The organism is Bradyrhizobium sp. UFLA01-814, assembly GCF_046718885.1.
In the GTDB taxonomy this organism is placed as follows: Bacteria; Pseudomonadota; Alphaproteobacteria; order Rhizobiales; family Xanthobacteraceae; genus Bradyrhizobium; species Bradyrhizobium elkanii.
The window spans coordinates 1-25,548 of record NZ_JAQOSR010000138.1; the positions used below are offsets into that span (position 1 = coordinate 1).

21 protein-coding genes and 3 pseudogenes are annotated in these 25,548 nt (G+C 57.2%); 16 read left to right on the top strand and 8 right to left on the bottom strand.

Annotated elements, in window-relative coordinates; translation table 11 throughout:
• Together PMN64_RS31930 and PMN64_RS31935 are read left to right on the top strand one after the other, a co-directional pair.
• The coding region (locus PMN64_RS31930; protein ID WP_411783555.1) for a transposase at positions 1-359 on the top strand (359 nt) is incomplete at its 5' end.
• Positions 356-814, top strand: coding sequence for a hypothetical protein (locus PMN64_RS31935; protein WP_411783556.1), 459 nt, complete (start codon positions 356-358; stop codon positions 812-814). The genes PMN64_RS31930 and PMN64_RS31935, both read left to right, overlap by 4 nt.
• Positions 815-1,077: 263 nt before the next feature.
• On the opposite strand, the gene PMN64_RS31940 is transcribed toward PMN64_RS31935, so the two are convergent.
• The 5 genes from PMN64_RS31940 to PMN64_RS31960 form a co-directional block, all read right to left on the bottom strand.
• Positions 1,078-2,781: an MFS transporter gene (locus tag PMN64_RS31940; RefSeq protein ID WP_411783557.1), complete on the bottom strand. Its 1,704-nt coding sequence runs from the start codon at positions 2,779-2,781 to the stop codon at positions 1,078-1,080.
• A 203-nt stretch (positions 2,782-2,984) separates the two neighbouring features.
• Entirely contained in the window at positions 2,985-3,461 is a 477-nt protein-coding gene (locus tag PMN64_RS31945) for an Lrp/AsnC family transcriptional regulator (RefSeq protein WP_411783574.1), read from the bottom strand.
• Positions 3,462-3,631: 170 nt separating this feature from the next.
• Entirely contained in the window at positions 3,632-4,459 is an 828-nt protein-coding gene (locus tag PMN64_RS31950) for an alpha/beta hydrolase family protein (protein ID WP_411783558.1), read from the bottom strand.
• A 1,034-nt stretch (positions 4,460-5,493) separates the two neighbouring features.
• Positions 5,494-6,141 carry a M24 family metallopeptidase gene (locus tag PMN64_RS31955; RefSeq protein ID WP_411783559.1) on the bottom strand — a complete coding sequence of 216 codons (648 nt, stop codon included), beginning with the start codon at positions 6,139-6,141 and terminating at the stop codon, positions 5,494-5,496.
• Complete coding sequence (locus PMN64_RS31960; protein ID WP_411783560.1) at positions 6,138-6,455, bottom strand: aminopeptidase P family N-terminal domain-containing protein; 318 nt, start codon at positions 6,453-6,455, stop codon at positions 6,138-6,140. The genes PMN64_RS31955 and PMN64_RS31960 overlap by 4 nt, the downstream gene beginning before the upstream one ends.
• A gap of 705 nt (positions 6,456-7,160) precedes the next feature.
• Here PMN64_RS31960 and PMN64_RS31965 point away from each other — a divergent pair.
• From PMN64_RS31965 to PMN64_RS32010, 10 genes and pseudogenes are all read left to right on the top strand, one after another.
• Positions 7,161-7,714, top strand: a pseudogene (locus tag PMN64_RS31965) (redoxin domain-containing protein).
• A gap of 13 nt (positions 7,715-7,727) precedes the next feature.
• Positions 7,728-7,823 (top strand): annotated as a pseudogene (locus PMN64_RS31970) (alkyl hydroperoxide reductase); the annotation flags it as partial.
• 697 nt (positions 7,824-8,520) lie between these two features.
• Entirely contained in the window at positions 8,521-9,606 is a 1,086-nt protein-coding gene (locus PMN64_RS31975; RefSeq protein WP_411783561.1) for an ABC transporter substrate-binding protein, read from the top strand.
• Positions 9,607-9,658: 52 nt separating this feature from the next.
• Positions 9,659-10,507, top strand: a complete 849-nt coding sequence (locus tag PMN64_RS31980) for an ABC transporter permease (RefSeq protein WP_411783562.1) — start codon at positions 9,659-9,661, stop codon at positions 10,505-10,507.
• Positions 10,508-10,517: 10 nt separating this feature from the next.
• Entirely contained in the window at positions 10,518-11,342 is an 825-nt protein-coding gene (locus PMN64_RS31985) for an ABC transporter permease (protein WP_411783563.1), read from the top strand.
• Positions 11,343-11,346: 4 nt separating this feature from the next.
• Positions 11,347-12,450 (top strand): ABC transporter ATP-binding protein, encoded by a 1,104-nt coding sequence (locus PMN64_RS31990; protein WP_411783564.1) that lies wholly within the window; start codon positions 11,347-11,349, stop codon positions 12,448-12,450.
• Between the two features lie 340 nt (positions 12,451-12,790).
• Entirely contained in the window at positions 12,791-14,278 is a 1,488-nt protein-coding gene (locus PMN64_RS31995; RefSeq protein ID WP_411783565.1) for an IS4 family transposase, read from the top strand.
• A gap of 842 nt (positions 14,279-15,120) precedes the next feature.
• The gene (locus PMN64_RS32000) at positions 15,121-16,005 is read left to right on the top strand and encodes a 3-keto-5-aminohexanoate cleavage protein (protein WP_411783566.1); all 885 of its coding nucleotides are present in this window, start codon (positions 15,121-15,123) and stop codon (positions 16,003-16,005) included.
• Between the two features lie 12 nt (positions 16,006-16,017).
• Positions 16,018-16,797 (top strand): SDR family NAD(P)-dependent oxidoreductase, encoded by a 780-nt coding sequence (locus PMN64_RS32005; protein WP_411783567.1) that lies wholly within the window; start codon positions 16,018-16,020, stop codon positions 16,795-16,797.
• A gap of 247 nt (positions 16,798-17,044) precedes the next feature.
• Complete coding sequence (locus tag PMN64_RS32010; RefSeq protein ID WP_411783568.1) at positions 17,045-18,544, top strand: 3-hydroxyacyl-CoA dehydrogenase NAD-binding domain-containing protein; 1,500 nt, start codon at positions 17,045-17,047, stop codon at positions 18,542-18,544.
• A gap of 418 nt (positions 18,545-18,962) precedes the next feature.
• Here the strand turns inward: PMN64_RS32010 and PMN64_RS32015 are convergent, their stop codons facing one another.
• A complete protein-coding gene (locus PMN64_RS32015; protein WP_411783569.1) occupies positions 18,963-19,439 on the bottom strand; it encodes an Lrp/AsnC family transcriptional regulator in 477 nt (158 codons plus the stop codon).
• 97 nt (positions 19,440-19,536) lie between these two features.
• On the opposite strand from PMN64_RS32015, the gene PMN64_RS32020 reads away from it, so the two are divergent.
• The 4 genes from PMN64_RS32020 (at position 19,537) to PMN64_RS32035 (ending at position 24,467) form a co-directional block, all read left to right on the top strand.
• Positions 19,537-19,686 (top strand): hypothetical protein, encoded by a 150-nt coding sequence (locus tag PMN64_RS32020; protein ID WP_411783570.1) that lies wholly within the window; start codon positions 19,537-19,539, stop codon positions 19,684-19,686.
• A gap of 402 nt (positions 19,687-20,088) precedes the next feature.
• Positions 20,089-21,198 carry a DUF2817 domain-containing protein gene (locus PMN64_RS32025; protein ID WP_411783571.1) on the top strand — a complete coding sequence of 370 codons (1,110 nt, stop codon included), beginning with the start codon at positions 20,089-20,091 and terminating at the stop codon, positions 21,196-21,198.
• 102 nt (positions 21,199-21,300) lie between these two features.
• A complete protein-coding gene (locus tag PMN64_RS32030; RefSeq protein ID WP_411783572.1) occupies positions 21,301-22,509 on the top strand; it encodes a CaiB/BaiF CoA transferase family protein in 1,209 nt (402 codons plus the stop codon).
• A gap of 578 nt (positions 22,510-23,087) precedes the next feature.
• Positions 23,088-24,467, top strand: coding sequence for an aminotransferase (locus PMN64_RS32035; protein WP_411783573.1), 1,380 nt, complete (start codon positions 23,088-23,090; stop codon positions 24,465-24,467).
• A 269-nt stretch (positions 24,468-24,736) separates the two neighbouring features.
• Here the strand turns inward: PMN64_RS32035 and PMN64_RS32040 are convergent, their stop codons facing one another.
• Positions 24,737-25,213 carry an Lrp/AsnC family transcriptional regulator gene (locus tag PMN64_RS32040; RefSeq protein ID WP_411783575.1) on the bottom strand — a complete coding sequence of 159 codons (477 nt, stop codon included), beginning with the start codon at positions 25,211-25,213 and terminating at the stop codon, positions 24,737-24,739.
• A 160-nt stretch (positions 25,214-25,373) separates the two neighbouring features.
• Positions 25,374-25,548 (bottom strand): annotated as a pseudogene (locus tag PMN64_RS32045) (methylaspartate ammonia-lyase); the annotation flags it as partial.

A 25,548-nucleotide genomic window follows, 5' to 3' on the forward strand; every position in this document is an offset into this window, starting at 1 on the left:
AAACCGTCCTCTTCAAGACGGAACGAACATCGCCGATCTGCTCGACAGCAACAAGGTGCGGGAGACACGCCGCTTACGATAGATCGGTTACCCCGCATAATCCAATTGATGGACATCTGAGTAAGACCGGCAAGCGGCGCAAGACGGCGATCGACGCGCGTACCACGCGGCACCGCGGCTACGACATCAGCCAACGCTGCCGCAAACGCATCGAAGACGTCTTCGGCTGGATCAAGAATTCCGCTGGCTTGGCCAAGGTCAAGCTGCGAGGCCGCGACCGCGTGGATGCCGTCTTCGTCCTGGCGCTTGCAGCCTACAATCTGATCCGGCGTCCCAAGCTTCTGGCGGCACCGGCATGAGCATTCGGGGCAGATGGCAGGTCGTCGAGACACCGGGCTACGACATGGCCTTGGCGAGCGCCTACATCCTGCTCGATGAGGCCGGCGGCGAATTCGCCTTCGACTGCCTCGCTGGCTCCATTCATGGAGCCTGCTACGACGATACCGTCGAGTTCGGCTGGCAAGGAAACGACGAAATGGAGCCAGCCGAGGGTGACGGTTGGGCCGAACTAAAGGATGACGGCTCACTCGAAGGGGAGATCTGCCTCCTCAATGGCGACAACATCCCATTCATCGCGCGCCGTTCAAAGACTTCTTCAACGGCCTGCTCGAGCAGCAATATTCTTACGCGGAAACATACCCTGATGGATTTGAGATGGTTGGTCTCTTGGAGAGGAGGTCGAAGACTACGCCGACCTGTCGCCAAGTTGCGCCGACGTCGCGAGGCTCTGCAGCTCGGATCAGTTTGGCGATGATCTGCTCGCTTGAGGTCGGAACTGTAGGACGGCAGAAGAACAGCGTCGCTCCCTTCGCGCGGATCGCGTTGCGGGCCAGCTTGCCATCGAAATTTTTTAGCTTGTCTAGGAGAACCGGCCTCGTCCTTCGTTAAACCTTACCAACAGCTTCTCGAATAGTGGTTGAAGGGTTCGCCATCGCGCAAGGCCGCTGATTGACTACGCCTTTGCCGCGACTGGCTCTGAAGGAGAAGCCCACGGCCTGCGCAGTTATAGGTCCATGTCTAAGCACTTACCTCAATGCCCGTCGACGTGCTTCGATCAAAAGGGGGGATTTCGTTCGCATCGCGGTCAGGCACGTCTTCCTTCCAGCGCACCGATCCGAACGGGCGCTCCAGCATGCGGCGGACGCGCACTGGGTCAGGTCCGATGTGGAAAGCGGCCGCTTGCTGATCAAGCACGCGGTCCGATTGGGTCCAGCGGTCGCGCTGGCGTAGATAATCCAGCCAGGTTGGGCAGTGATAGCGTTCCGTCCACAACTCGGGATCGACAATATTGCGTGCAATCGACCAGCCGTAGGCGCCGTTGCGCTGGCGGGACAACTGGACGTTCTGCATCACAGTGTGAAAGGCGCGCGCATCCTCCGGCGCGATGCGATATTCGATCTCTACTACAAGCGGCCCGCTACGATGGGTGAGTAGCAATCTTACTTCAGGATGGGCTACTGCCGCTGCCTCGATGTCCTCGTCGCGGGCACTAATGCGCGGCATACGTAACCAAAGCCCAAGCAGCGGTGAGAGTAGCATCAATCCGGCCGAGACAAGCAGCGCAGTTTGAACTCCAGCTGCATCTGTGAGGTGGCCCCAGCCCCAACTGCCAAAGGCGATGCCCCCGGAGTACGCAGCCTGGTAGGCCGCTAGCGATCGGCCGGCCACCCAGCGCGGCGCGGAGAGCTGCGCGCCGATATCGAGCAACGTGAATGCCACTGTGAACGCCGCGCCAGCGAGAACCAGTGCGGTCGCGGTTAGTACCGGCTCGCGGCTAAGGGCCGCAACTACGGTCGCGCCGCCCATCGACAGCATGCAGGCACGTAAAGCAGCTTCGCCAGCCATGCGCCTGCGGACCTCGCCGATATTGATCGCCCCGATGACGGCCCCAAAACCGAAGGCGCCGAGCATGACGCCGTAGGTCTGCGCACCCCCGCTCAAGAGATCGCGCGCGACCAGCGGCATGAGCGCCGAGATCGAGCTGCCGACCGCGCCCGTCACCACGGCGCGGGCCAGCACGATCTTAATGGACAGAGAATTCGTGATGTATCGCACACCTGAGACAATGGCGCGGCTCAGCCGTTCGCGCGGCAGCCGCGATGGTTGCGCTGCCCGTTTCCAGAGGAGCAGCGCGATCATCAGCGGCAGATAGAGCACCGCGTTCAGTGCAAAGGCGGCGACCGCGCCCGCGGTCCCAACCAGAACTCCACCAATCGCAGGCCCAAAACTGCGCGCGATGTTGAAGCTGATTCCGTTGAGCGTAACCGCCGCCGGCAGCGTCTCGGCCGGTACCTGCTCAGAGACGGAGGACTGCCAAGCCGGGTTCATCAATGCCATGCCGCTCCCGACTACAAAGCAAAGGACCAGCAACAAGTGTGCCGTGGTGAGATGCAGCCATTGGAGGCCAGTTAGCGCGGTGACACCGCAAAGCGCGATCGAGAGCGCAACCAACGCCACGAGGCGGCGGTCATACATGTCGGCAATGGCGCCGGCGGGCAGCGCGATTAGCATCACCGGCAGCGTCGTGGCCGTCTGCACTAGCGCGACCTTATCGGCCGAAGACGTCATCTCGGTCATCGCCCAAGCTGCACCGACGCCTCGGATTAGAATACCGAGATTGGACAACACGCTCGTCAGCCAGATGTACCGAAAGGCAGCGTAGCGTAGCGGCGCAACCACGCCGTCGACTCTAAGCGTCTTGAGGTTGGGCTGATCAGTCATATCGGCTCATGCCTCGCGTGTAACGACTACCTCTCGATCCAGATCATCAGTATTCAGGTTTGGATTGTTTTGGAATACCGATCTACGTCTTTCAGACGCCAACGAAAAGCTAGAGTAGGCGAGTCATGCGAGGTTTATCTTGCATTCTACGAGACTGACGACGAAAAGACGCGCCAAAGCGTGCGCAGGCGGACAGGCTCGAATCAATCTTCGGCCGGAACCTCAATTGGAATCGCAAAACCAGACTTTACCCGGTCCATGATAACCATCGTTTTGAAGGCCTTGATGTCAGGATTTTCATAGAAGAATTGTCTTGTGAACTGTTCGTAATCCTCGATGGTACGTGCTGTAATGTATAGGACAAAGTCCGCGTCTCCAGTGACATAGAACCCATAGACAACCTCAACTGATGATTTGATGGCCTTCTTGAAGCTGTCGATTGTGTCTGCGCGGTCCCGCTCCAAGTTCACCAGGACGAGCATCTGAATAGGTCTTCCCACGGCCTTTGGTGAAACGATTGAGACATCGGCCTCGATGATGCCCGCCGAACGAAGCCGCTTCAATCGTCGTTGACATGCGGTTGCAGAAAGCCCGGTGATTTTTCCGATCGCCTCTGAGGTCAAGCGGTTATTCTTTTGTACGATATCGAGAATTCGAGCGTCTATTCGATCGTATTGCACAGTGGCCATCGGCACCTAACCTTGGCCGCGAGCATTACAATGCCCAGGATAGCCGATTGGCACCTCAAAAGGACGAGTATTGGTAAATTGCAAACGTATCGTCTGGCGCCGACTTGGCATCAGGGGAGCCCTTGGAATAGGGAAGGCTCTCAAAAGGAAATGTTTCACAGTTATGAAGCCGAATTGAGTGTGAGTTTATGTTGTAACCATGCGAAAACGCTGTCGTCGGAGGTTACAAAGTTTTCGATCTCCCCCGCAGTGGTCCTGGCAATGCGCGGTGTGGCAACCTCAATGTCAATGTGTGCAGCGATGCATTCGGCTTGTAGTTTGATTGCTTCCGTCGTGCTGACGATACTGCGGCCACCGGCCAACACGAGAACCGGACATCGCAACTGTCGTATCAATCGTGAGCGAGGTGACGACAAAAATGTCTCGTCCAGTCTATCTACCGTCCTCGTGATCCAGCCTAGAGACGCGACAGTTCGAGTCCAATTCCAAAGGCCGCCGTCGCAACTTGCCGCCGCAACGCGGCGGTCAGAGACAGCGAAATCAGTAGCTAGAGCAGCCGACAGCCCTTCTCCATAGAGTCCAATCCGGGCATGGTCGACGTCGGGCCGAACTGACAAATAGTCTAAACAGCTGGACAACAAGATTTCCGATTGTCCGCGCCAGTGACTTAATACGTCCTCGTGAGAGACCACGAGAACCGATATGCCCCGACTGATGACAGCAGGCAGGAGCCTGCCCAGCAGCGTCGATGCGGTTTCGCCTTCCCGGCTGATGCAAATTACTGCCGGACCGCGTACGTCATGATCAGCAACGGGCACGTAGTAGGCAAGAAGCGGCGTTTGATCTGAGCACGCAATTCGTACCGGCTCCACCTTTTGCTCGAGACATCCGAACGTTTGGATGCTGGCCTCTATTTTTTTGGCGAGGACGTTCTCATCTTGAGGAGCGTCTTCGTCGACCAGCCGCCTCGCAACTTCAAAAGCAGTCAACGCGCAAAGCCAAGACTCGGTTGCTTCGTCGAAAGCACCCTTTTCGATACTCCGCCCACCAACAAGGCAGTGGGCGTCACCGATGTTCGTCCATCTTGCGACCCAGCTCCGGCGATCTCTCATATCGTAGATGCGCTCAAGATCGTCTATGAACCCCGCGGCACCTCGCCTTGTGGATACGAGATCGCCCCTCACATGGGGCCAAGCAGCGCACAACATCCGCTTCTCCTTCGTGCGGATCCGTATCGTCCGATCAGGGATCGCACGTGCGTAATCCAAGGATGGGGATTGCTAAACGCCGCAATCGGGTTTGTTGGTGACGCTGCGGACTTTGAGTTCTCGCTTATCTCCAGCCTTCTCCTTGAAAATAGTACCGCTGCCGCTAGGCAGAAGTTCTCCAAAATGGAGCGCTCTAGCGCCGAAATTCTGCATCTACTGCGTTTCACGCACCGTTTTCGTTCACAAACCTGACTCGACCTGTTTCGCCGCGTAGCGTTGGGACCCGCCGCTGGCTGCGTAAACCTCAAAAATGTCTCTTGAGGGCCCGCTGCGAGCGCGGGGCACTAGAAAGTCAGGAATACGGCAAGTGGGTCACTGAGCGCCGCGGATTCGGTTGGGCGATCAACTGATGGTGAGTTCATCGCAGGGAGCTTCGCATTGCAGGGGACTGTCGGGGGAATCTCACGCCATGGGAGCGTTAGAGCCAACCACGCAGCAGGCGTTAGTACCGAATCTATGTCGCGTTCGGCTGCTCTCGACTTACTCAAACCGCAACGGAAATGAAGAAAATCCCAAAAGACCCTCGTAGGATGGAGGTCCTTTCTGATTCGAAATGCGGGGCTGGTACTGATCTGGCTGGCCGTACTCAACCTGTCAAAATCCCTCTGCAAAGCCATTCTCCACGGCGAGAAGGACGTGTCCACGATCAAGGCATGCTCCTCCATGGAGCCCAATTGCCGTGCAGTCGCTAAAGGCGATGATGCGGACCAATAATCGGCCGCCAGGGCTCGAGAATCGGTCCGCTCATGTTCTCGTCACACGACATGCAGCTTGTGTGGTGTCTTGGCGAGAATCTCGCAGCCCGCGCCCGTGACGAGGACGTGCTCGCTGCAGCCAATCAAGATGCCGCTGTCGCCGAACAGGATAATCGGCATGTGGAAGACCATGTTGACTTCAAGGATGTCCGGAGAGTCCGTCTCGAGACTCAGGTTGCCGCGACCGCCCCAGTTCGGGCCCGTATGATAGCCGGTACGGTGACGGAAGCCGTGGCGAAGTGAGGAGCGCTCGACCACCTTGCGCGCGGCGGCGTCCACCGAAGAAGCTGTCGCGCCTGCCTTGGTCGCGGCGCACGCCGCTTCGAGCGCCTCCACCGCCACCGCGTGTACGGCCTCAGCTTCCTGATGATGGCCCAGCACGGCGGAGCGCACGATGCCCACAGCATAGCCGCTTTTCGTGCCGCCGATTTCTATCATGGCGGGCTCGTCGTTTTTGATCGAATTGTGCGTGGGGGCGCCATGCGGCAACTTCGTACGATCGCCGAACATAATGTTGGTCGACGGCGTCCAAAGTGCGCCGCCAGCCTTAGCTACCTCTCGCGTGATTGCGTTACTCACCTCCTCTTCGGTGGCACCCGCGCGGATCGAACCCTGGAACGTCCGGATCGCGACGTCGGTATAGCTCATGCTTCGCGGATCACCTTTAGCTCCAGATCGCTCTTCACAGCCGCAATCTTCGGTACGAGTCGGCTGGCATCGACGATCCTCACGTCTGGTAGCTGCTCCTGCAGGTCGGTTGCGTCCTTGGGCGCGAGGTTCCACAGGTCCAACTGCAGGCCGACGCGCTTGTCGGCGACCCCACAGCGGCGAAGAACATCAGAAGTGACCTGCGCCCATTCGGGCTGGTGCGTGTAGGTGAAGAGGTCTTCGATGCAACTCTCGGCTCGGACCGCTGCTTCTTCGAACTCGCGCACAACATACGTCGGTGCGTGCCCTGGCACTGCTGGTCACCTCCCATAACCATTTGCGTTATCTGACCGGCTACAACGGCTTCGGCGTGTGCCCGAATTCAGCAAAAGCACGCTGGGCGTTGCAGAAATGCTGCGATCGTGATCGTGTATTCGGCCCCTAAGTCCATAGCGCCATCGAGCCGCGGTCAGTCTCTTCCATCAGCACGGTCGTCATTGTGTCGCTCGAGCGCCGGCCGCATGTGTTGTTCGCGCCGTCCATCCGTCTCGAAGCGGCGGGATTGCCGCGCTTGGCGGGCGCTTTGGGGGGCGACGATTGCGCGAGATCCCAGAATCGTGGTCGTCAGGTGCGATGATCCACATAGTTGGAGCGCGCGGCAACAAACATACGCCATTCCCCATTCTGCCGCAGCCGTTCTGCACGACATCATCTCAATTTGCGGTGACGCGGTAGATGAACCGACGAGGCTTGATGGCGACAATCGGTTCCTGGGTCAAGATAGCATTTCCTTAAGGAACGCCGGCTGAATGGGGTCGGAATTCGTGGCGGGATCGATTGCCGCTATTGCGAAAATTGACCTGGCTATCTGTTGCAGCTTTATCGAGGCGCAATGTTGGAGAGCGCTGTGCTCTCAAGCCATCAGCACACCTCGTGCGCCTCGTCCGACCGGCCCTGCCGAGATAGATAGCGATAACTCGTTGCGAAACGAGATGACTTTGGGAAAGGCATGACCAACTATGCCCGGAATTGGAAACAAGCTGCCAGCGTTCGAAGTCGTCGGCGTGAAGCCTGGATTTCAGCTCCAGCAAGAAAAGCCGGACAAGTGCGTTCGAGTTCCCGACAGAGCAGAGCGTCCCGGACAAGTGGAAGATCATCTTCTTTCTACCCAAAGGATTTCACCTTCCTTTGTCCGATGGAAATCGCCGAAGTCACCCGGCTTTCGAAGGACTGTGAGGACCGCGACGTGGTGGTGCTCGGCGGCTCGACAGATAATGAGTGCTGCAAACTCGCTTGTCGGTGCGACCACCAGGATCTGCATCGGTTGTCGATCTGGCAGATTGTCGACACCAAGGTTTCGCTGGTGGACGGCCTCTTGGGGCGCTCTCCCAAGGGGCGCCTACCGCCATACTTTCATTATCGCTGCAGACAACATGACCCAGCACGTCTATGCGACTAGTCTCAACGTCGGACGGCGCCAAAGGACACACTGCGCGTGCTCGATGCGCTACAGACTGACGAACTGTGTCCCTGCAACCGCGAGATCGGCGGCCAGACGCTGAAGATGGCCTGAATCGCTCACGTCGATCGACAAGTTGATCAATCAGGTGCCAGATTTTGCTAAAGACGTGAAGCTCAACCTGTCGTCTATGCTCTCTGATGAATCGCTCGGCGCGCAGCGCGCAAGTCGGTTATGGTGTCACGTACAAACGTCTGCATCATTACTGATTTGCGCGTTGATGGCGCCAAACATCAAAAAAGAGCGGCGGCACGGATATGGAGGTTTCACCGGATCAAGAACGTCAGCGCTTGCCCTTTGGCAAAGCGCAACGACGCGGCGCGGGCATGAAGTGCTCTTAGATTTGTCGGTTTCCGAATGACCGTGCCGAAACCCCAGAACTCTACAGAATTGATGTGCCTTCTCTCAACCGCCCGCGGTTGCTAAACTCCTCAGGTTTGCCTGCGTCAAATCTGCGCATTCTGCCGACCGAACGCAGGATTTCGTACATGAAGCCTCGCACATTGGGGAATTTATGCTCTGAGGCTTCGCGATACTGTTGCCTGTCGCCGGCTGTGCCTCGGCTCAATCCTTAGAGGGCGAGTGATGTTGGGGCAGGAAAATTGTCCCAGGTGAAGCCAAACGAGGCGGGACCCTGCAAGAGTCAATTCAATCCCCAATGGCCTCAGCTTGGCAAGTCCTCTGCCTCAGGTGCAGGTAATCTCTCTCTCTCTCTCTCTCTCTCCAAAATTGTGGGACGCAAGCTACCTTATCCTTTCAGTTTGGTGCCGATTTCACGAAGTCGAATAGTGTGGAGTTCGATCGAATCCAGTTAGCTGGAATCGAATTTCCCGATGAGCAACACAAAACGGGGAGCTATCATGAATGCGATCTCACGCCGCGAACTTCTGAAAGGTGCAGCGTCTGCTGCCGCCGCTACTTCTGCTACCTCGCTTGCTGGAGTCCCTGGCGCTCGCGCAGCTGAATCAATCGCAGCCGTTGAATGGGGCGGCAACAATATCAAAACGATGAAGACAGTCGCGTCCAAGCAATCGGAGGTCACTGTCAACTGGCAACTACATGCTCCAAGTTCTTCAGCAACCTTTGCCAAGATCAAGGCCACCTGGCCGCATCCTGGCATTGATTTGCTTGCGGGGTGGGACCTCAACTGGCCCATGATGGGTGCGGAGGGGTGGGCGGAGCCTGTGACTGTCGAGAAGGTTCCTAACCTTGCAAATATCCCGCAGAAGTTGTTGGCGAAGGACAAGGCGGGCAATGTGATTAATATCCCGCGTACAATGTCGGCTATTCTTTGGTTTTACAGGAAGGATACAACTCCTTTCCAAATAGCGAAATTGGATGATCTCCTAGACTCCCGTCTCAAAGGGAAGATCTGCTTCCCGGCTCCTACGATCACTTCGAATCTTCAGATGGTAACGATGGCGCTCGCTAACGGCGGCGATGAGAAAAATATGGAGCCGGCTTGGGACTTCATTAAAAAACTCGCACAGAGTGGAAACATTGGACGGGTCGCTACCTCTGACGCTGACGTTTCGAGCTCCATTAGCTCCGGTGAAACCTCCGTGACCTTTGAAACGAGCACCTCCGCAATAAGATTAGCGCGCAACTTTCAAATACATTTCTTGGCTAAGCTTGATCCGAATGCGACAGGATTCCGGACCTTCTTCAATCAAGAGGGGTGGAGTGTTCTCAAAGGAGGGAACGCAGCCGCAGCATTCAAGTTTGCGAACTTTACCGTCGATCCGGAAATCAATGCGGAACTCAACGGCATGATCGGCGGCATCCCCGTAAACACCAAGTCGAAGGTGCCGGAGGAGGTGACGATGTTTGCGTACAAGAGCGAAGAGATGGAGCAATATGCGTACGTCCCGGACTGGTCCTACGTGTCTACGCAGGGCGATCTGTGGATGAAGCGCTGGGAGAAGGAAATTCAGCCTCTGCTTTAGCCCGCAGGTCGAATTCAAGCTTTCGACGAAGGCGATTTCGCAAGAGGTGAGAATGAAGAGTACAAAATCATCATTGCTGCTGCTCATTCCGGCGACAGCGTTAATGGTTCTCTTCTTGGTAGTGCCAATGTTGATGGTGCTAGATGAGAGTTTTCGAACATATTCGCCCGGACGAATTGGTGCGGTTGCGGGCGCTCCTTTAACCACAGAGAACTACTCGGAGCTCCTTCTCCCCGTCTATGCTAGATATTTCTTGCATACGTATGTTTTGGCATTTTGTGCATCGCTTATCGCGGTCACAATTGCCTTCCCGATCGCGTATTACATCGCGAGAAGTGCCTCTCCGTGGGTGCGAAAAACATGGATCTCTGCGCTAATAGGATTGATGTTTCTAAATGCCTTAGTTCGAATCTACGCGATCCAGCTGACGTTCGGATCCATAGGAGTGGTGGCTCCGCTAATGTCTTTCATTGGCGTCGACACAAATGGGACGTTGTATATCAACTGGGTCGTAATTGCCGGATTGCTACAATACGCAATCCCTATCTCAATCCTGATCCTGATCGGGGCGATACAAAGCCTCAATCCCCGCTTGATCGAAGCAGCTCTATCTTTGGGAGCCTCGGCTTTCGAGGCTCATTTAACGATAACGACGCTATTGTGTATACGCGGCCTGATCTCGTCCTTCCTTGTTTCCATGACACTCGGCGTGAGTGCTTTCGCAATACCGTGGATACTGGGACGGGGGCGCGTGCTATTCATTTCAAATCTCATTTACAGCCGATTTAGCGAAAACGCCAATTTTCCGAGTGGAGCGGCGATATCGATCGTCATGATGGTGCTTTCGATGCTCCTGATTTTCGTCTTGTCGAAACTGGCGACAAAGTTCGATCGGACGTGAGGAGCGCATGTTGAGCAAACGAACTAAAGACGTAATGCTTAGCTTCGGAGTGGGAGCGACCGTAGCAGGCACAGCGGTGTTCCTGGTTGTGCCCGTGATCACGACAATCACCATGGCTTTCGATGCGCGCGACTATCTCGGTCCATTTCCCCCACCGGCATTGTCAACGCAATGGCTCAACCAATTCTTCAACAACGGCTATTTGTGGTCGGGGTTTAGCACCAGCCTCGTATTGGCGACGACGACGACTATCATCGCAACGGCCGTTGGCGCGGCGGCTGCCGTGGCCATCAGCCGCATATCGTCTCGCCTGCGAGACCTTCTTACAACGGCATTCTTGTCACCTCTCGTGTTGCCCGGCGTGATTATCGGGTTCGCCTTACTTATGCTCTTTTCGCTGTTGGGCGTTCTCTCGCCGTTTACAAAGCTAATTGCCGGGCACCTAATTGTAACTGTCCCATATACGCTGCGAATGGCTTTGATCGGACTAAGCGGCGTCAGTCCAGTGCTGCGCGAGGCGGCGCTATCTCTCGGCGCAAATGAACGCCAAGCTTTGTTCACAGTTATCCTTCCGCTCGCCAAGAACAGCATAGCTGCAGGTGCGATCTTCGCATTTGCATTCTCAATGGACGACCTGACGGTCAGCTTGTTCCTCAGCGACTTCAAGACTTACACGCTTCCGGTCGCTCTCGTCAGCCTTATGAGGTCGGATTTCGATCTCACGCTTGCGGCAGCCGCTGTATTCTTAATGGGGCTGACTGTTGTCTTGCTAGTCGTTCTCGACCGCGTGCTTGGCTTGGAGCGAGTGATTGGCCACGGAATCTACAAGGCGTAATCTGATGAATGTGCTCGAGCTGAACGATGTGACAAAAAAGTACGGTGAATTCGTAGCCGTCGACAATTTATCTCTGCAGATCGAAAAGGGGAAGGTGGTATCCCTTCTAGGCCCAAGCGGCTGCGGTAAAACAACGACACTGCGCATAATTGCCGGCTTTACTTCGCCTAATAGTGGCACTGTGCAAATTGCGGGCCGGGATGTCGGGCATCTGAGGCCTTATGAGCGCAACGTTGGGCTGTTGTTTCAGGATTATGCGCTTTTTCCCCATATGACGGTGGGCGAAAATGTCGCTTATGGGATGCGGTATCGCGGCACGGCGCAATCGGCAATACCCTCTCGCGTAAAGCAGATGCTGTCGCTTGTGCAGTTGGTCGGCATGGAAGACAGATACCCCCGCCACATGAGCGGTGGCCAACAACAGCGTGTCGCGCTGGCGCGGGCGCTGGCAATCGATCCTCAGATTGTGCTCCTAGATGAGCCATTGTCAGCTCTTGATGCGAAGCTGCGCCTTGAATTGAGAGTTGAGCTGAAGGAGATACTTAGATCGGTGGGGGCAACGACCATCGTCGTGACCCATGATCAGGACGAAGCGCTTAGTTTGGGCGACGAAGTCGTCGTTATGGGTGGTGGCAAGATCGTGCAGCGTGGAACGCCAACACAGATTTACGAGGCGCCTGCAGATACGTTTGTTGCGGAATTCGTGGGAAGGTCGAATTGGTTCCGGGGAGCGAGTTGTGCCCAATCGAGCAACGGTACAACTTTGTTCGTTACCAAAGAAGGCATTGAGATCCGTGTAAAATCAGAGCTAGGGCGCCAGCATGACACCGCAGATCTATGTGTGAGACCGGAAAACGTGGAGCTGGTGGACTTTGCTGCGTCTGAACTTGTCAACATCAAGGACGCAAATGTCCTTTCTTCCAAGGTGCTTGACGTGGCGTCTCTTGGGGCGGACGTGCATGTAGTCGTCGAACTTCCCGGTAAAAGCCGTTTATTGGTGATTCGTAAGAATGACGGGAGGACGGCTGACCTCGTCCCGGGGCAACCGGTCTGGGCGGTCTTTCCTGCGTCGAGTGTGCTTGCATTTGAGGCCCCTAACGTCAATTGACTGGGCTAAGCTTCTGCCGATGATTCCGCGGTCGTGGATCCGTTGCTGTCTCGGAATCCAAAAATGTCCAATCCTTCTTTCGGGCCCTAAGCAAACATTCACCCCCTCGCTGGATGCGGGACAGTCTCAAGACTCTGACCTCGGCAGCGTTGCAGAAATAGGAACGCGTCGCGATACCAATGCTACAACGCGGCGGGCGAAAAGTAACCGTCCGGTGAGGCTTTCAATTACCCACAAATGCTTGATTCTATTGCAGTAGCCCTAATCGAAAAATCTTGAATCGGATGAGTCGCTTGTGATCCATTGTCAAGCACCTGAATCGCGACGACGAGGTGCCTTCATGTGTTCAAGCGGAACGACGTCTCGTTGGTCAACCGGCCCGGATGGTCGCCAGGATGATGGTGATGAAAGCGTCGTCGAACACTGGACAGAGGGCGAGATCGACAAGACAGCTTTCAAGGATGCCCGTCTTGGTCAGCGATTTGGCGAGCTGTTGAAGCAAATTGGTGACGGCATGGGCGGGAGCATACCGTTCGCGTGCCAGGACTGGGCCAACACGAAGGCGGCCTACCGCTTCTTCGCCAACGAGCGTGTGGAGGAAGCCGACATCCTCGGCGGCCACTTCGCCGCCACACGCGCGCGCTACGATGATTGTACAGGCCCAATTCTCCTCATTCAGGACACGACGGAATTCTCCTACCAACGCGCGAACACGAGCGCTATCGGCCTGACCAAGAGCGTCAACAGCGGCCGGGACAAGGATGGCCGTTGGCGCCATCACACGGTCTGCGGAATGCTGATGCATTCCAGTCTCGCCGTGACTGTCGAGGGCCTACCGCTGGGATTGGCGGCGGTGAAGTTCTGGACACGGAAAAAGTTCAAAGGCACAGCGCAGCTCAAGAAGAAGATCAACCCGACCCGCGTTCCGATCGAGAAGAAGGAGAGCGTTCGCTGGCTCGACAATCTCAGGCAATCGATCGAGCGGCTCGGACAGCCGGAGCGTTGCATTCATATCGGTGACCGTGAAAGCGACATCTACGAATTGTATTGCCTGACGCAAGAGCTTGGCGCTCACTTCCTTGTCCGCGCCTGCGTCGATCGGCTGGCGGGCGATGGCGGTCATACGATTGCAACCGAGATGGAAGAGACCAGCGTCAAAGGCCTGCATTTTATCGACGTGCGCAATGACAAGGGCGAGACGACGAAGGCCGCGCTGGAAATCAAATTCAAGCGGATCGCAGTCTTGCCTCCCATCGGGAAGCAGAAACGTTATCCAGCTCTCGACCTGACTATAATCCATGCCACCGAGCGCGGTACGCCAAAGGGCCGTAAACCGATTGAGTGGAAGCTCATCACGGACCTAGCCGTCCGCGGGCGCTCCGAGGCAATCGAGAAGATCAACTGGTACGCCATGCGGTGGAAAATCGAGGTGTTCCACAAAATCCTGAAATCGGGCTGCAAGGCGGAAGACTCAAAACTTCGGACCGCGGAGCGACTCGCCAATCTAATGGCGGTCTTCTGCATTCTCAGCTGGCGCGTCCTCTGGCTCACCATGCTCAATCGCATCGCCCCAGACGCGTCACCGAAGCTCGCATTGACGGACACCGAGATCGCATTGCTCGATCAACTCATCAGCGGCGCCGGCCATCGACGATGTCGCCCTGGAACCCTTGCATTTTACCTCACCAAGCTTGCACGACTAGGTGGCTACTTGGCGAGGGCCGGCGATCTGCCACCTGGAAATGTTGTCATCTGGCGCGGCCTCTCGAGACTCACAGATATCGAACTCGGCGCCGAAATCGCATCGGCTGGAAATGTGGGTAATTGAAAGCTCCACCGGAGGCTTACGGCGAAAACGGCGATGGGCAACAAAGACGAGCATTGCAGACACCATCATCCTGGTCGAAGGCCGTGTTGACCATCTCTGCCTCGGTGTACGCTGTGCAAAAGCCGGCGTTTTCGAACGGGTGCAAGTCCCGCCTGGCATGACCTCCAGGCGAATGATGAGACGAACTGGCTGAAGCCTTCGATTATCATCAAAGGCGTGCGGAAACCCTATCGCGAACGCTGAGCAGGCCATGTGCAGACTGACCCAACACTCTTCCGGGAAGGAAGATGTGGCTGGCAGAATGAGCGAAGTAGTACGCGCCCGGATGCTGCGCTGGCGCAACGGCGCCAGCATGGCCGAAAGGAGAGCGCATGCAGCATGATCACCTGACGCCCGCAGGGGTGGGGCGTTCTATGGATGCAGAGAGTTGCAGTATGCCAAAGCCAAAACGCGGCCGGATCTTAGTTCAAAGATGAACGCGAGATGCAGTAGTACGTTGCATTGGCGACCCCGCCCAAATTCTGGCGCAAACCGTCTCCGATCTGTCAGGTCCGTAAGTTGCAGCTGCTCGTCAATTGCCTTCGAATCTCGCGCGAACCAATGCGGTTGACTGCACACCGAGTGTTTTCAGCATCCGTGCTCATCGCAGCGGCTTCCGAACACGGTGGATTGCCGAGGCGCGATCAGATACTGCGAGTGAAGGAGCAAAAGCTTCGCGTTATGGCGATCAGACGCGGAATTTCTGCCTTCTGCTGGCTTACATTGGTCAACTTCAGAACCGGGAGCGAAGTACTGTTTATTCAAGATGAAGCGTATCGCCGGTTTGGCGGAAAGGACTGAGCATGATTTCGGAGGTGTTCATCACCTGTGCAGTCACGGGGGGCGCGGCCGCGAGGCAGCCGAATGTGCCAATAACCCCGGAGCAAATCGCCGAGGCGGCGATCGAGGCGACGCGGGCGGGGGCGGCGGTCGTACATATCCATGTACGGGATCCTAAGACGGGAAAGAGTTCGCGGGATCCGGCGCTTTTTCGCGATGTGGTACAACGGATTCGCAAGTCGGACGTAAACCCAGTCCTCAACCTAACTGCCGGCACGGGCAGTGATCTCGTGTTGGGCGGGCCGGACTCTCCTCTGCCGCCGGCGCCGCGGACGGACATGCCAGGCGCGATTGAGCGACTGGTGCATGTGGAAGAGCTCCGCCCAGAGATTTGCACTGTGGATTGCGGTTCTATGAACTTCGGACCTGGCGAATTCATCATGGCCAACACGCCGGGAATGCTGAGCGCGTTAAGTAAGCGCGTGCAAGAGCTTGGAGTACGTCCTGAGCTCGAAGTGTTCGATACGGGGCATCTGGTCCAGGTGCACGATTTGATCAAAGAGGGGGTCATCGACAATCCGCCGCTCATCCAGCTTTGCATGGGGATCCGGTACGGAGCGCCGGACGATCTCAGCACTTTGATGGCGCTGGTGCATCAACTTCCGCCGGGCGCCATCTACTCGGCCTTCTCGATCGGTCGGAAGCAGTTTCCATACGTGGCTTTAGCGCCCTCAGCCGGCGCCAACGTGCGGGTGGGATTGGAGGACAATCTGTATCTCTCTCGCGGTCGGCTGGCGACCAACGCCGAGCTCGTAGAGCGGGCGGTGCAGATTCTGGAGCGGATCGGGGTGCGGGTCATGAGCCCGGACGAGGTGCGCGAAAAGCTTGCACTCAAAGCTTATCGCTGAAGGAGACATTGCATGACTAGCGGTTCATTCAACGAACAGCCGTCCGATGCGAGCGGTTGGTCGCTGAAGAGGCGAGCAGCGCTGGTGACGGGAGCGGCGGGCGGGCTTGGGAAGGCCATCGTGACCGACCTGCGTGACCGCGGTGCGGACGTGTACGGCGTCGACATCGTTGGCGAGGACGTCTTTCGCGCCGATCTTTCCACCGCGGCTGGGAACCGGGACATGGTCGCCCATGTACTTGCAACTGCCGGACGTCTCGACATCCTTGTGCTGAATGCTGCATTCCAGATCGTCTCACCGCTTGATGAGTTTCCGGATAGCGAATGGGAGCGTCAGCGAGCCGTGATGCTGGACGGGCCATTCTTCGCGCTGAAGGCGGCGTGGTCGGCCTTGACTAAGGTGCCCGGTGGTCGTGTCATCGTTACGGCATCATCCTGCAGCTGGGGCGGCGCCCGCCAAAAGGCGGGATACTGTGCCTCGAAGCACGGCGTTCTTGGCCTGGTCCGAGTTGCCGCTTTGGAAGGCGCTGCGCATGGCCTCACAGCCAACGCCGTCTCGCCGGGTTGGATGGATACCGACATGATGCGCGGTCAGCTGGAGGCTCACGCGGCAACGCGAGGCATTAGTGTCGACGAAGTCATACAAGGGTTTCGCGCGGCACAACCGGGCAATCGCTTTGTCGACGTTCGTGAGGTTGCGGCAACCGTCGGGTTCCTCGCAAGCCCTTGCGCTTCCGCAATAAACGGCACGTGCATCCCCATCGATCTCGGTGCAAGCGCCAGAGCCTCGTGACGATCAGCGTGGATATCTGCGGCGCTCGTCCGGTAATCGCAGTGAGCATTGGACGCAGCGCTAATCTTGCGTCGAGTTCTCGCCGTTGATCGGTGCCAACATGCGTATATCCCGCCGTCGGCTGGCGACCAACGGCGGGCTCGTACAGTGGGCGGTGGAGATTCTTCAGAGGATCGGGTGCCGGTGATGAGCCCGGAAGAGTCCGCGAAATGGTCGCGCTCAAAGTTCATGATTGAGGTCAAAATTCATGTCTGTAACGAAAGATTTCGGCGCTAACAGGCTGCCGCGGGCGGTCGGCTTGTTGGGGGGCGGCATTATCGGCGGCGGATGGGCCGCGCGGTTTCTTCTCAATGGCGTGGACGTGCGGCTCTATGACCCGGCGCCTGGATCGCTTGAAGGAGTCCAGAAGATTCTGGCCAACGCGCGCCGGGCGTTCGGGCAGCTGACGATGGTCCCGCTGCCTGCCGAGGGCGCGTTGACGATGGTGCAGTCGGTGGCGGAGGCGGTGCGTGGCGTCGAGTTTGTGCAGGAGTCCGCTCCGGAACGTTTGGAGCTCAAGCAGCAACTCTTGGCGGAGGCCAGCTGGGCGGCGGCGCCGGAGATTCTGATCTGCTCGTCCACTTCAGCGCTTTTGCCGTCGTTGCTTCAGGCGGGGATGAACCACCCTGAGCGCTTCCTCGTCGCCCACCCATTCAACCCAGTCTATCTGGTGCCACTCGCTGAATTGTGCGCGGGCGAGCGCACCGCACCGGAGACGTCGACACGAGCGGCGGAAATCTATCGCTCGGTGGGGATGCACCCGGTCTTGGTCCGCAAGGAGATCGATGGTTTCATCACGAGCCGGGTGCAGGAAGCGGCGTGGCGCGAGGCGATGTGGCTGGTGCACGACGATGTGGCTACCGCACAGGAGGTGGATGACGCGGTTCGCTTCTCCTTTGGGCTGCGCCGGCCGATTATGGGGCCGCTGCAGACCTACCGGATTGCCGTCGCTGAGGCCAGCGGGCGACGCGCCATGGAACGGATGGGGCCCGAGCTGAAGAAACCTTGGACGAAGCTCACCGAGGTACCCGAGCTCACTGACTCCTATCTGGACAAGCTCGGCGCGCAGCTAGACGCGCAGATGGAGACCGAGAACCTCACCTTTTCCGAGCTCGAGCAAAAGCGCGACGACTGTCTTGTGGCAGTGCTGCGGGGGTTGGGGTCACAAAAGCATGGCGCGGGCGAGGCGCTCGCCCGCTGGGAGCGCGCGCTGCGCAGCCGCCTTGCTCAGCCTACCAAGGCTTCTGCGCCGTTGCGAATGCCGGTCCTGGAGATCCCATCCAGCTGGCTCGACTACAATGGCCACGTCACAGAAAGATGCTATCAGCAGCTCTGCGGTGACGCCACAGAGAACGTCCTCAACTATATCGGTATCGACAGCGACTATCGGGCAAACAGCGGCAGCTACTTCTCGGTTGAAACGCACCTATCTCATCTCCGCGAATTGCACGCGAGGGATCGCGTCCAGGTGATCACGCAGGTTCTCCACGTCGACGACAAGCGACTTCATCTATTCCATGCGATCATGCGCGAAGGCGATGACGGCCCGGCGGCGACGAGCGAACAGATGCTGATACACGTCAGCGCGGGGAGTGGACGCAGTGGGCCTGTCCACGGACAAGTGCGAGAGCGCCTTCTCGAGCTGGCGCGGCTGCATGCTCCGTTGCCCCGTCCGGAGCGCGCCGGCGCAAGCATCCGGACGCGCTGAGCGCGTACGTCACACCCGCCGGCCGCGCCCCTAGTCCACCTGCCGCAAAGGCTTTTGGTGCGCTCCCCAGGTCAATGGTGAATACCTCGCCCGCATAGGGAGAATGGCCCTGATCTCTGCTCGCCGCGCCCGACCGCGAGCAGCCGATGTTTTACTTCGACGAGGACCGGTGCAGCGCATCGGTGAGGCGCATCGGCCCTTGCGGTCGAGCCTGGCCGGCTTGAACGTCACGACTATGGCTGACGTCGGATTGACGCGGTCAATCCGTTCGTCCCCTTCAACGTGCATCGCCCCTGGCAAGGTTAAAGTCACCTGGCGGCGAGCGGCAAATCGATGCCCAATGCATGCGAGATCTCGTCCATTCGAAGACCAGGCTGTCCGGCGTAGTCTGTCGACTCGTCCGCTCGGGCCGCACCAACTAGCCCTCAGCAGAAGCCTGAATTGGAATCGCGAAGCCTGATTTTACCCGATCCATTATCACCATCGTCTTGAATCCCTCAATATCAGGATTCTCGTAACAAAATCGTCGGGTGAACTGCTCAAAATCGTCAATGTTACGCGCGGTAAGGTAAAGTACAAACTCCGCTTCGCCGGTGACATAGAATCCATTCACTACTTCAACTGACGATTTGATCGCCTGCTTGAGCCGATCGATGATGTCCAAATGCTCCCGCTCCAGACTCACTAGGACCAGCATTTGAATAGGTCTCCCAACCGCCTTCGGCGAAACGATTGAGACATCGGCCTCGATGATGCCTTCCGAACGGAGTCTCTTCAGTCGTCGCTGACACGCCGTGGCCGACAACCCGACTAGTTCGCCCATTTCCTCGGAAGTTGTACGATTGTTCCTTTGTACAATCTCCAAAAGTCGGGCATCTATTAGGTCGTATTGCATAGTCGTCTCCAGCCTGAGGTGAATTTAGCCGCGAAATGGCTGCTTGGTGCAGAACAAGGCGAGAGGCAGGAACTTGGATTTGAGTATCTCGAAATGCATGAGTAATTTCAACCGTGACAGGGAAGAACTTTACGAGCAGAAACGTTCAGATTTGGTCCGTCTTGCTGCAAAAGACCGCAAAGCTTGTGTAGCGATGTTTGCTGCCGACACGTTGCTGAAGGCACGCGATATTCGTTACTGGTCGTAGAAGGGAGCATTATTTGGGTGCTTGATACGAGACCATAAACCCATCCGACGAGACCAGCATCTCTATCTGCAACGAAGGAAGTGCGTCTCCGCCGCAGCCTCACCACCCGAGCCCACCGACTGCCTCCCTGCTTTTCCGCAGTCCATGGCTGAGCGCAAATTGTGCGGCAGCGGAACGCTTTACGCATATCTTCAGCGTCAGGGCCCCGAACTAAGCTTTGAAAGAATCCTTTGGATCTGAAAAACTCCCGTGAATGTCAGCTCGCGTCTGAATCGGTTACGGCAAGCAATAAGATTACAGTTGGCCTTATAGAACCAAGATTTCGGTGTTCGCTCCCGATGTTTCGGCGAAGAGAGCACGATGGCTATAGATGCCCGAGTTAACCGCGGGAGGCGGAACAAAGTGAACCTTGATAGCGCACAGCAACTTGCGTCGATCGCTTTTTCTGACAGTTATGCGGAAGCTAGGCAGAAATTTCTGACGGCGGTGCCGAGCTCGAAGCAATACCGGTGCAGTACAGCCGGACCATCTGGTGAGGCTCTCTTCACGGATGTGGCTTATTTCGGTCGGCCTGATGCAAAGAGGCTTCTAGTTTTGGTTTCCGGAACGCACGGTCCAGAAGGTTACTGTGGGTCGGCAGCACAACTTGCATTCTTGCGAGCAAAATTTCATGAGGAGCTTCCGCCATCCACGGCAGTGCTCTGCGTGCATGCGCTGAACTGCTACGGTTTCGCGTGGGATCGGCGAGCGACTGCGGAGGGGTGCGACCTCAATCGAAATTTTGTCGATTTCTCTAAACCACTGCCCGCTAATCCTGGATATGAGGAGCTGGCCGAGCATTTTGTGCCCGCGGACATTACGCCAGATGGAATTCGGCATGCTGAAGCTGCGCTTGCGGCGTATCGTTCGGCGCACGGCGAATTGAAAGTTCGGGTGGCGAGGTCTTCCGGACAGTATACCAGACCGGGAGGGCTGTTCTACGGGGGGGGCGAGCCTACCGAAGCTAGGCGAACTCTCGAGCGAGTAGCGACCGAGTTTGGCGTCGCGGATCGAGATAAAGTGATCATTATCGATTATCATACCGGATTAGGCCGTTACGGCTATGGCGAGCTCCAATGCGAGCAGCCATCGGGATTATCGGGTTACGAGCGGGCAGTCAGCGTCTTTGGTCCGACAGTCACATCACCGGATCTGGGCACCTCGACTTCCGTCGTCATCTCCGGCTCGCAAGATGAGTTTTGGCAGCGTGCTCTGGGTGATCGGCACATCTATGTCGCCCTCGAGTTCGGAACCTACGAATCAAAGCCGGAGCTGCTGCGTAAGGACCACTGGTTGTTCATGCATCGAGCAGGGGAGGCCGATTCTAAACTAGGCCGTGAAATTCGGCGCGCCACCAAGCTGCACTATTATCCGCAGGGGGCGGATTGGAAGGAAATGGTCGTTTGGAGATCCCACCAAGTCCACCGGCAGGCGATCGAGGCGCTTACTTCAAAGGCGGGCCAGCCCTGGTAACCGTGATTCTCGACTCGGATACACTCATTGGGAAAGGCCAAGTTCTCCACCAGCAGTGCGGTGCGTTAGATCACCGCAGAGCACATTGAGGCGCAGTCGTAGATGAATATTGTGGGACGACCAAACGGCGCTGGGATTGCGTTCAATCAGCGAAATGGAGTGAATGCCCGCCCCTTGGATGGCATTCTCGTCGTTTCGCTCGAGCATGCGATCGCGGCGCCGTTTTGCACTCGACAACTCGCTGATCTCGGCGCGCGCGTGATCAAAGTCGAGCGTCCGGGCAGCGGCGATTTCGCCAGAGCGTACGACTCCCGGGTGAAGGGCCAGTCGTCCCATTTCGTCTGGACAAATCGCAGCAAGGAAAGTCTCGCACTTGACCTAAAAGACCTGACGCAGCTCGATGCGCTCAAGAAGATTGTCGCGAAAGCGGATGTGCTCGTGCAAAACTTGGCGCCAGGAGCCGCTTCACGCATGGGATTGTCGTTCGACGCGCTGCACGCCAACTGCCCAAAGTTGATCGTGTGCGACATCTCCGGTTACGGCAACGATGGTCCATATCGTGACAAGAAGGCATATGATCTCTTGATTCAAGCGGAAGCGGGGCTGCTTTCAGTTACTGGCACGTCCGAGACACCCTGCAAGGCCGGCAACTCGATGGCCGACATTGCGGCGGGAATGTACGCATACAGCTCGATCCTCGCCGCGCTCTTGAAACGCCATCGCACGGGCGAGGGCGGCCATATTGACATATCGATGCTGGAATCGCTTGCAGAGTGGATGAACTATCCAATGTACTACGCGTATGATGATGCGTCGCCGCCGCCGCGGACTGGAGCATCGCACGCAACGATTTTCCCCTATGGTCCGTTTGCGACCAAGGACGGGGCCGTAATCCTTGGAATCCAGAACGAACGTGAATGGGCTTTGTTCTGCGACAAGGTGTTGGCTAACGCGGCTCTGTCGAACGATTCGCGCTTTAATGCAAACACCAAACGCAATGAAAACCGCGCGGCGCTGAACGCGCTCATCATAGACGTGTTCCGGTCGCTCTCAACTGAAGCAGTCGAAGGCAGATTAGACGAAGCCCTGATCGCCAACGGCCGCATGAACGACATGGCCGGTCTGTGGTCGCATCCGCAGCTGGGTGCGCGTGCTCGCTGGCGCAGCATCGCGTCCCCCGCAGGCCATATTCCCGCGCTGCTTCCGCCTGGCCGCCATAGCAGCTTTGACTACCGCATGGACCCCATCCCTGCTCCGGGCGAACATACGCGCGCCATTCTATGCGAGTTCGGCATCGATGAGATGGCATGAAGTGCGAGACGGCTCGCGAGTAGCTCCGTCTTCGCTCCAACTGCTTGGCCTAGACGCGCAGACCTTGTCAACATAAGACGGCTCGACCGCGACGCTCATGACCCTTAGCATGTCGGGTGATCGCAGAGAGCGTCGATTGGTTCGGGGCCGCTCGATCGATGGCTAGGGTGGCGGATGAAGCGCTTCACTAGCGACAGTAGGGACGCTGAATGCGTTTCGCCAAGGCCGGCCGCACATCATCGTGGTTTTGCAAAGAACGCAGCATTCCGACGGATCAATCGCTTCGAAAGCGGATTTTCGTCAGATCATCGCCGATAGCATGTCGGCATCGGGTTGTTTTCAAGGAGCACCATCTGCGCTGAACGAAGCCCAGACGTCAGGCGGTGGCTCCAGGAGCGGCCGGGAATGTGCGAACGCGAGCATCTCTTCTCATACGAGGCGATTACCCGCTAGTTGCGCCTGCTCCTGTCGTCTCCGACTGCCGCGGTCAGGAGCGTCCAGGTAAAGGCGCCGCACTTGGCTGCGGACATGGAGCAGCTCTTCAAGCGCTTCAGCAAAGCGGACAAAGGGATCCTGGTATGGACATCAAAAAAGTCTCGGAAATGGATCGCAGGTCGGTGCTCCATCCGTTCACTCAACTTTATGATCACGCGACCGGAAAAAGCGGCGAAGTCACCATCGTTGACGGGGCAAACGGAATCCGCATTCGCGATGCCAACGGTCGGGAATATATCGATGCGTTGGCGGGGCTGTACTGTGTCAATATCGGCTACGGTCGCACCGAAGTCGCAGAGGCGATTGCCCGTCAAGCCCACAAGCTCGCCTATTACCACACCTACGCAGGCCACACGACAGACGAGCTGGCGAAACTTTCGGACAGACTCATTAAGATCGCCCCTGGCGGGATGAGCAAGGTCTTCTACGGACTTTCCGGATCCGATGCAAACGAAACCCAGGTAAAGCTTGTTTGGTACTATAACAACCTGCGCGGTCAGCCGAAGAAGAAAAAGATCGTTGCCCGTGAGCGAGGGTATCATGGTTCGACGATCGTATCGGGCTCGATGACGGGCATGAGCTTCTACCATGACAATATGGATTTACCCGTTTCCGGCATACTCCGAACCGGTGCACCGACTTACTACTGGGGTGCGCATCCGGGAGAGACCGAACTGCAGTTCTCCGAACGTCGAGCGAAGGAACTCGAAGAGTTGATCGTTCGGGAACGTCCTGAAACAGTCGGCGCCTTCATTGCTGAGCCTGTTCTCGGATCGGGTGGCCTTACTCCTCCCCCGGAAGGCTACTGGGCTGCTATTCAGGCTGTGCTCACGAAGTACGATGTGTTGCTTATTGCGGACGAAGTGGTGACGGGGTTTGGCCGTACCGGTGAGATGTTCGGGTCCCACAAATATAATATCAGCCCGGATCTAATTACGGTCGCAAAGGGGCTGACATCGGCATATGCGCCTCTATCAGCATGCATCGTTGGGCAGAGGGTCTTTGAAGTATTGGAAGCAGGAGCGCAGAAGGTCGGCGTCTTCTCGCATGGCTACACGTATTCGGGTCACCCCATTGGTGTTGCTGCGGCAAATGCCGCCCTGGACATTCTCGAGCGCGAGGACTTGATCGGGAATGCCGCGCGCGTTGGCGCTTACTTTCAGAAGAGATTGTTTGAGGCGTTGGGGCAGTCTTCCATCGTTGGCCAGATTCGCGGCGTAGGACTGATGGCAGCGGTCGAGTTTGTCGCCGATCCAGAGAAGAAGGAGCGCTTTGATCCTGGCATGAAGGTAGCCGCTCGCGTGTCCAATGCTGCCCGGGAACGTGGCCTGATTGCGCGCGCACTGCCGCACGGCGACATCATTGGCTTTACGCCGCCGCTCACCATGACCAACGCCGAGGCCGATGAGATCGTAGGAATCGCTCGAGAAGCTGTTTCACAGATCACGAAGGAGCTGGGCTAGACTAAGACAATTTTCGGATGCCCGATCTCGTCCGAGAAAAATGAAAGCGGTTGCTCCTCAGCGCGATGGCGCCTGAGGAGCATCTTATCGCGGACTGAGTAAGAGAGCACTGCGGACTCATAGTCTCCAGGCCGTTCGAAGAACGATCTCAGCCAGACCTACAGCTGAAACCCGCAGCTCGCTGTAACTGGGCGAGCCTACTTGAGCTGCTCGCACGGTTGGAGCGCGCTCCGATTAAAACATAAGTTCCCCAAGGTCATGACAGCCCTTCACCAGCATGCGATAGACTCCATTGGTACAGTGAACCCTGCCTTAGCCCGATGCAGAACGACCATCGTTTCAAAGCGCTTGATATCTGACCCCTCGTGTACGAGACGCCGCGTAAAGTACTCGTAATCCTCCATATCGCTCGCCGTAACGAGCAGAACGAAATCGGCCTGCCCAGTAACGTAGAATCCGCTCATCACCTCCGGCATCTTAGAGATTGTTCGTTTGAAGCGATCGATGATGTCGGCTCGGTCGCGCTCAAAGGAGATGAGAACAAAAGCGGTCACATTTCTCCCAACCGCTTTTGGAGAAATGATCGAAACGTCCGATTCTATTATGCCATCCGATCGTAGGCGCTTCAGACGACGCTGGACGCCGGATGCAGACAAGCCGACCTTCGCGCCAAGGTCTTCACTGCTTAGGCGATTATTGCGTTGCACCAGATCAAGAAGACGAGCGTCAATTCTGTCGAGCTCCATGGCGCTGCGCTCGGCAGAATGCGCTTGCCTGGAGCATGTATATGCCGTGATTCCGTTAAGTTGACTTGTCATTTCGAATTCTCCTCCCTCCTGTTATTACGAAACATCGGCCGTAACCGATAGGTGCGCGCACTTTCCGCGAAAACGCGCGCCCATAGCTTTAGCGAAGCGCCTCTGCGAGACGCACCGCCCGGTTCATCTCGTTGCATACGATGCTAAAGCCTTCGTCGAAACCCATGCCCGGCTTAGCGAGCATCTGCGTGACACCTGTCGCAACGCCGATGTTAGCCGTGGTTCGCGCCGACAGATCAGTCTCTGCGCAGGTACCACCAAGG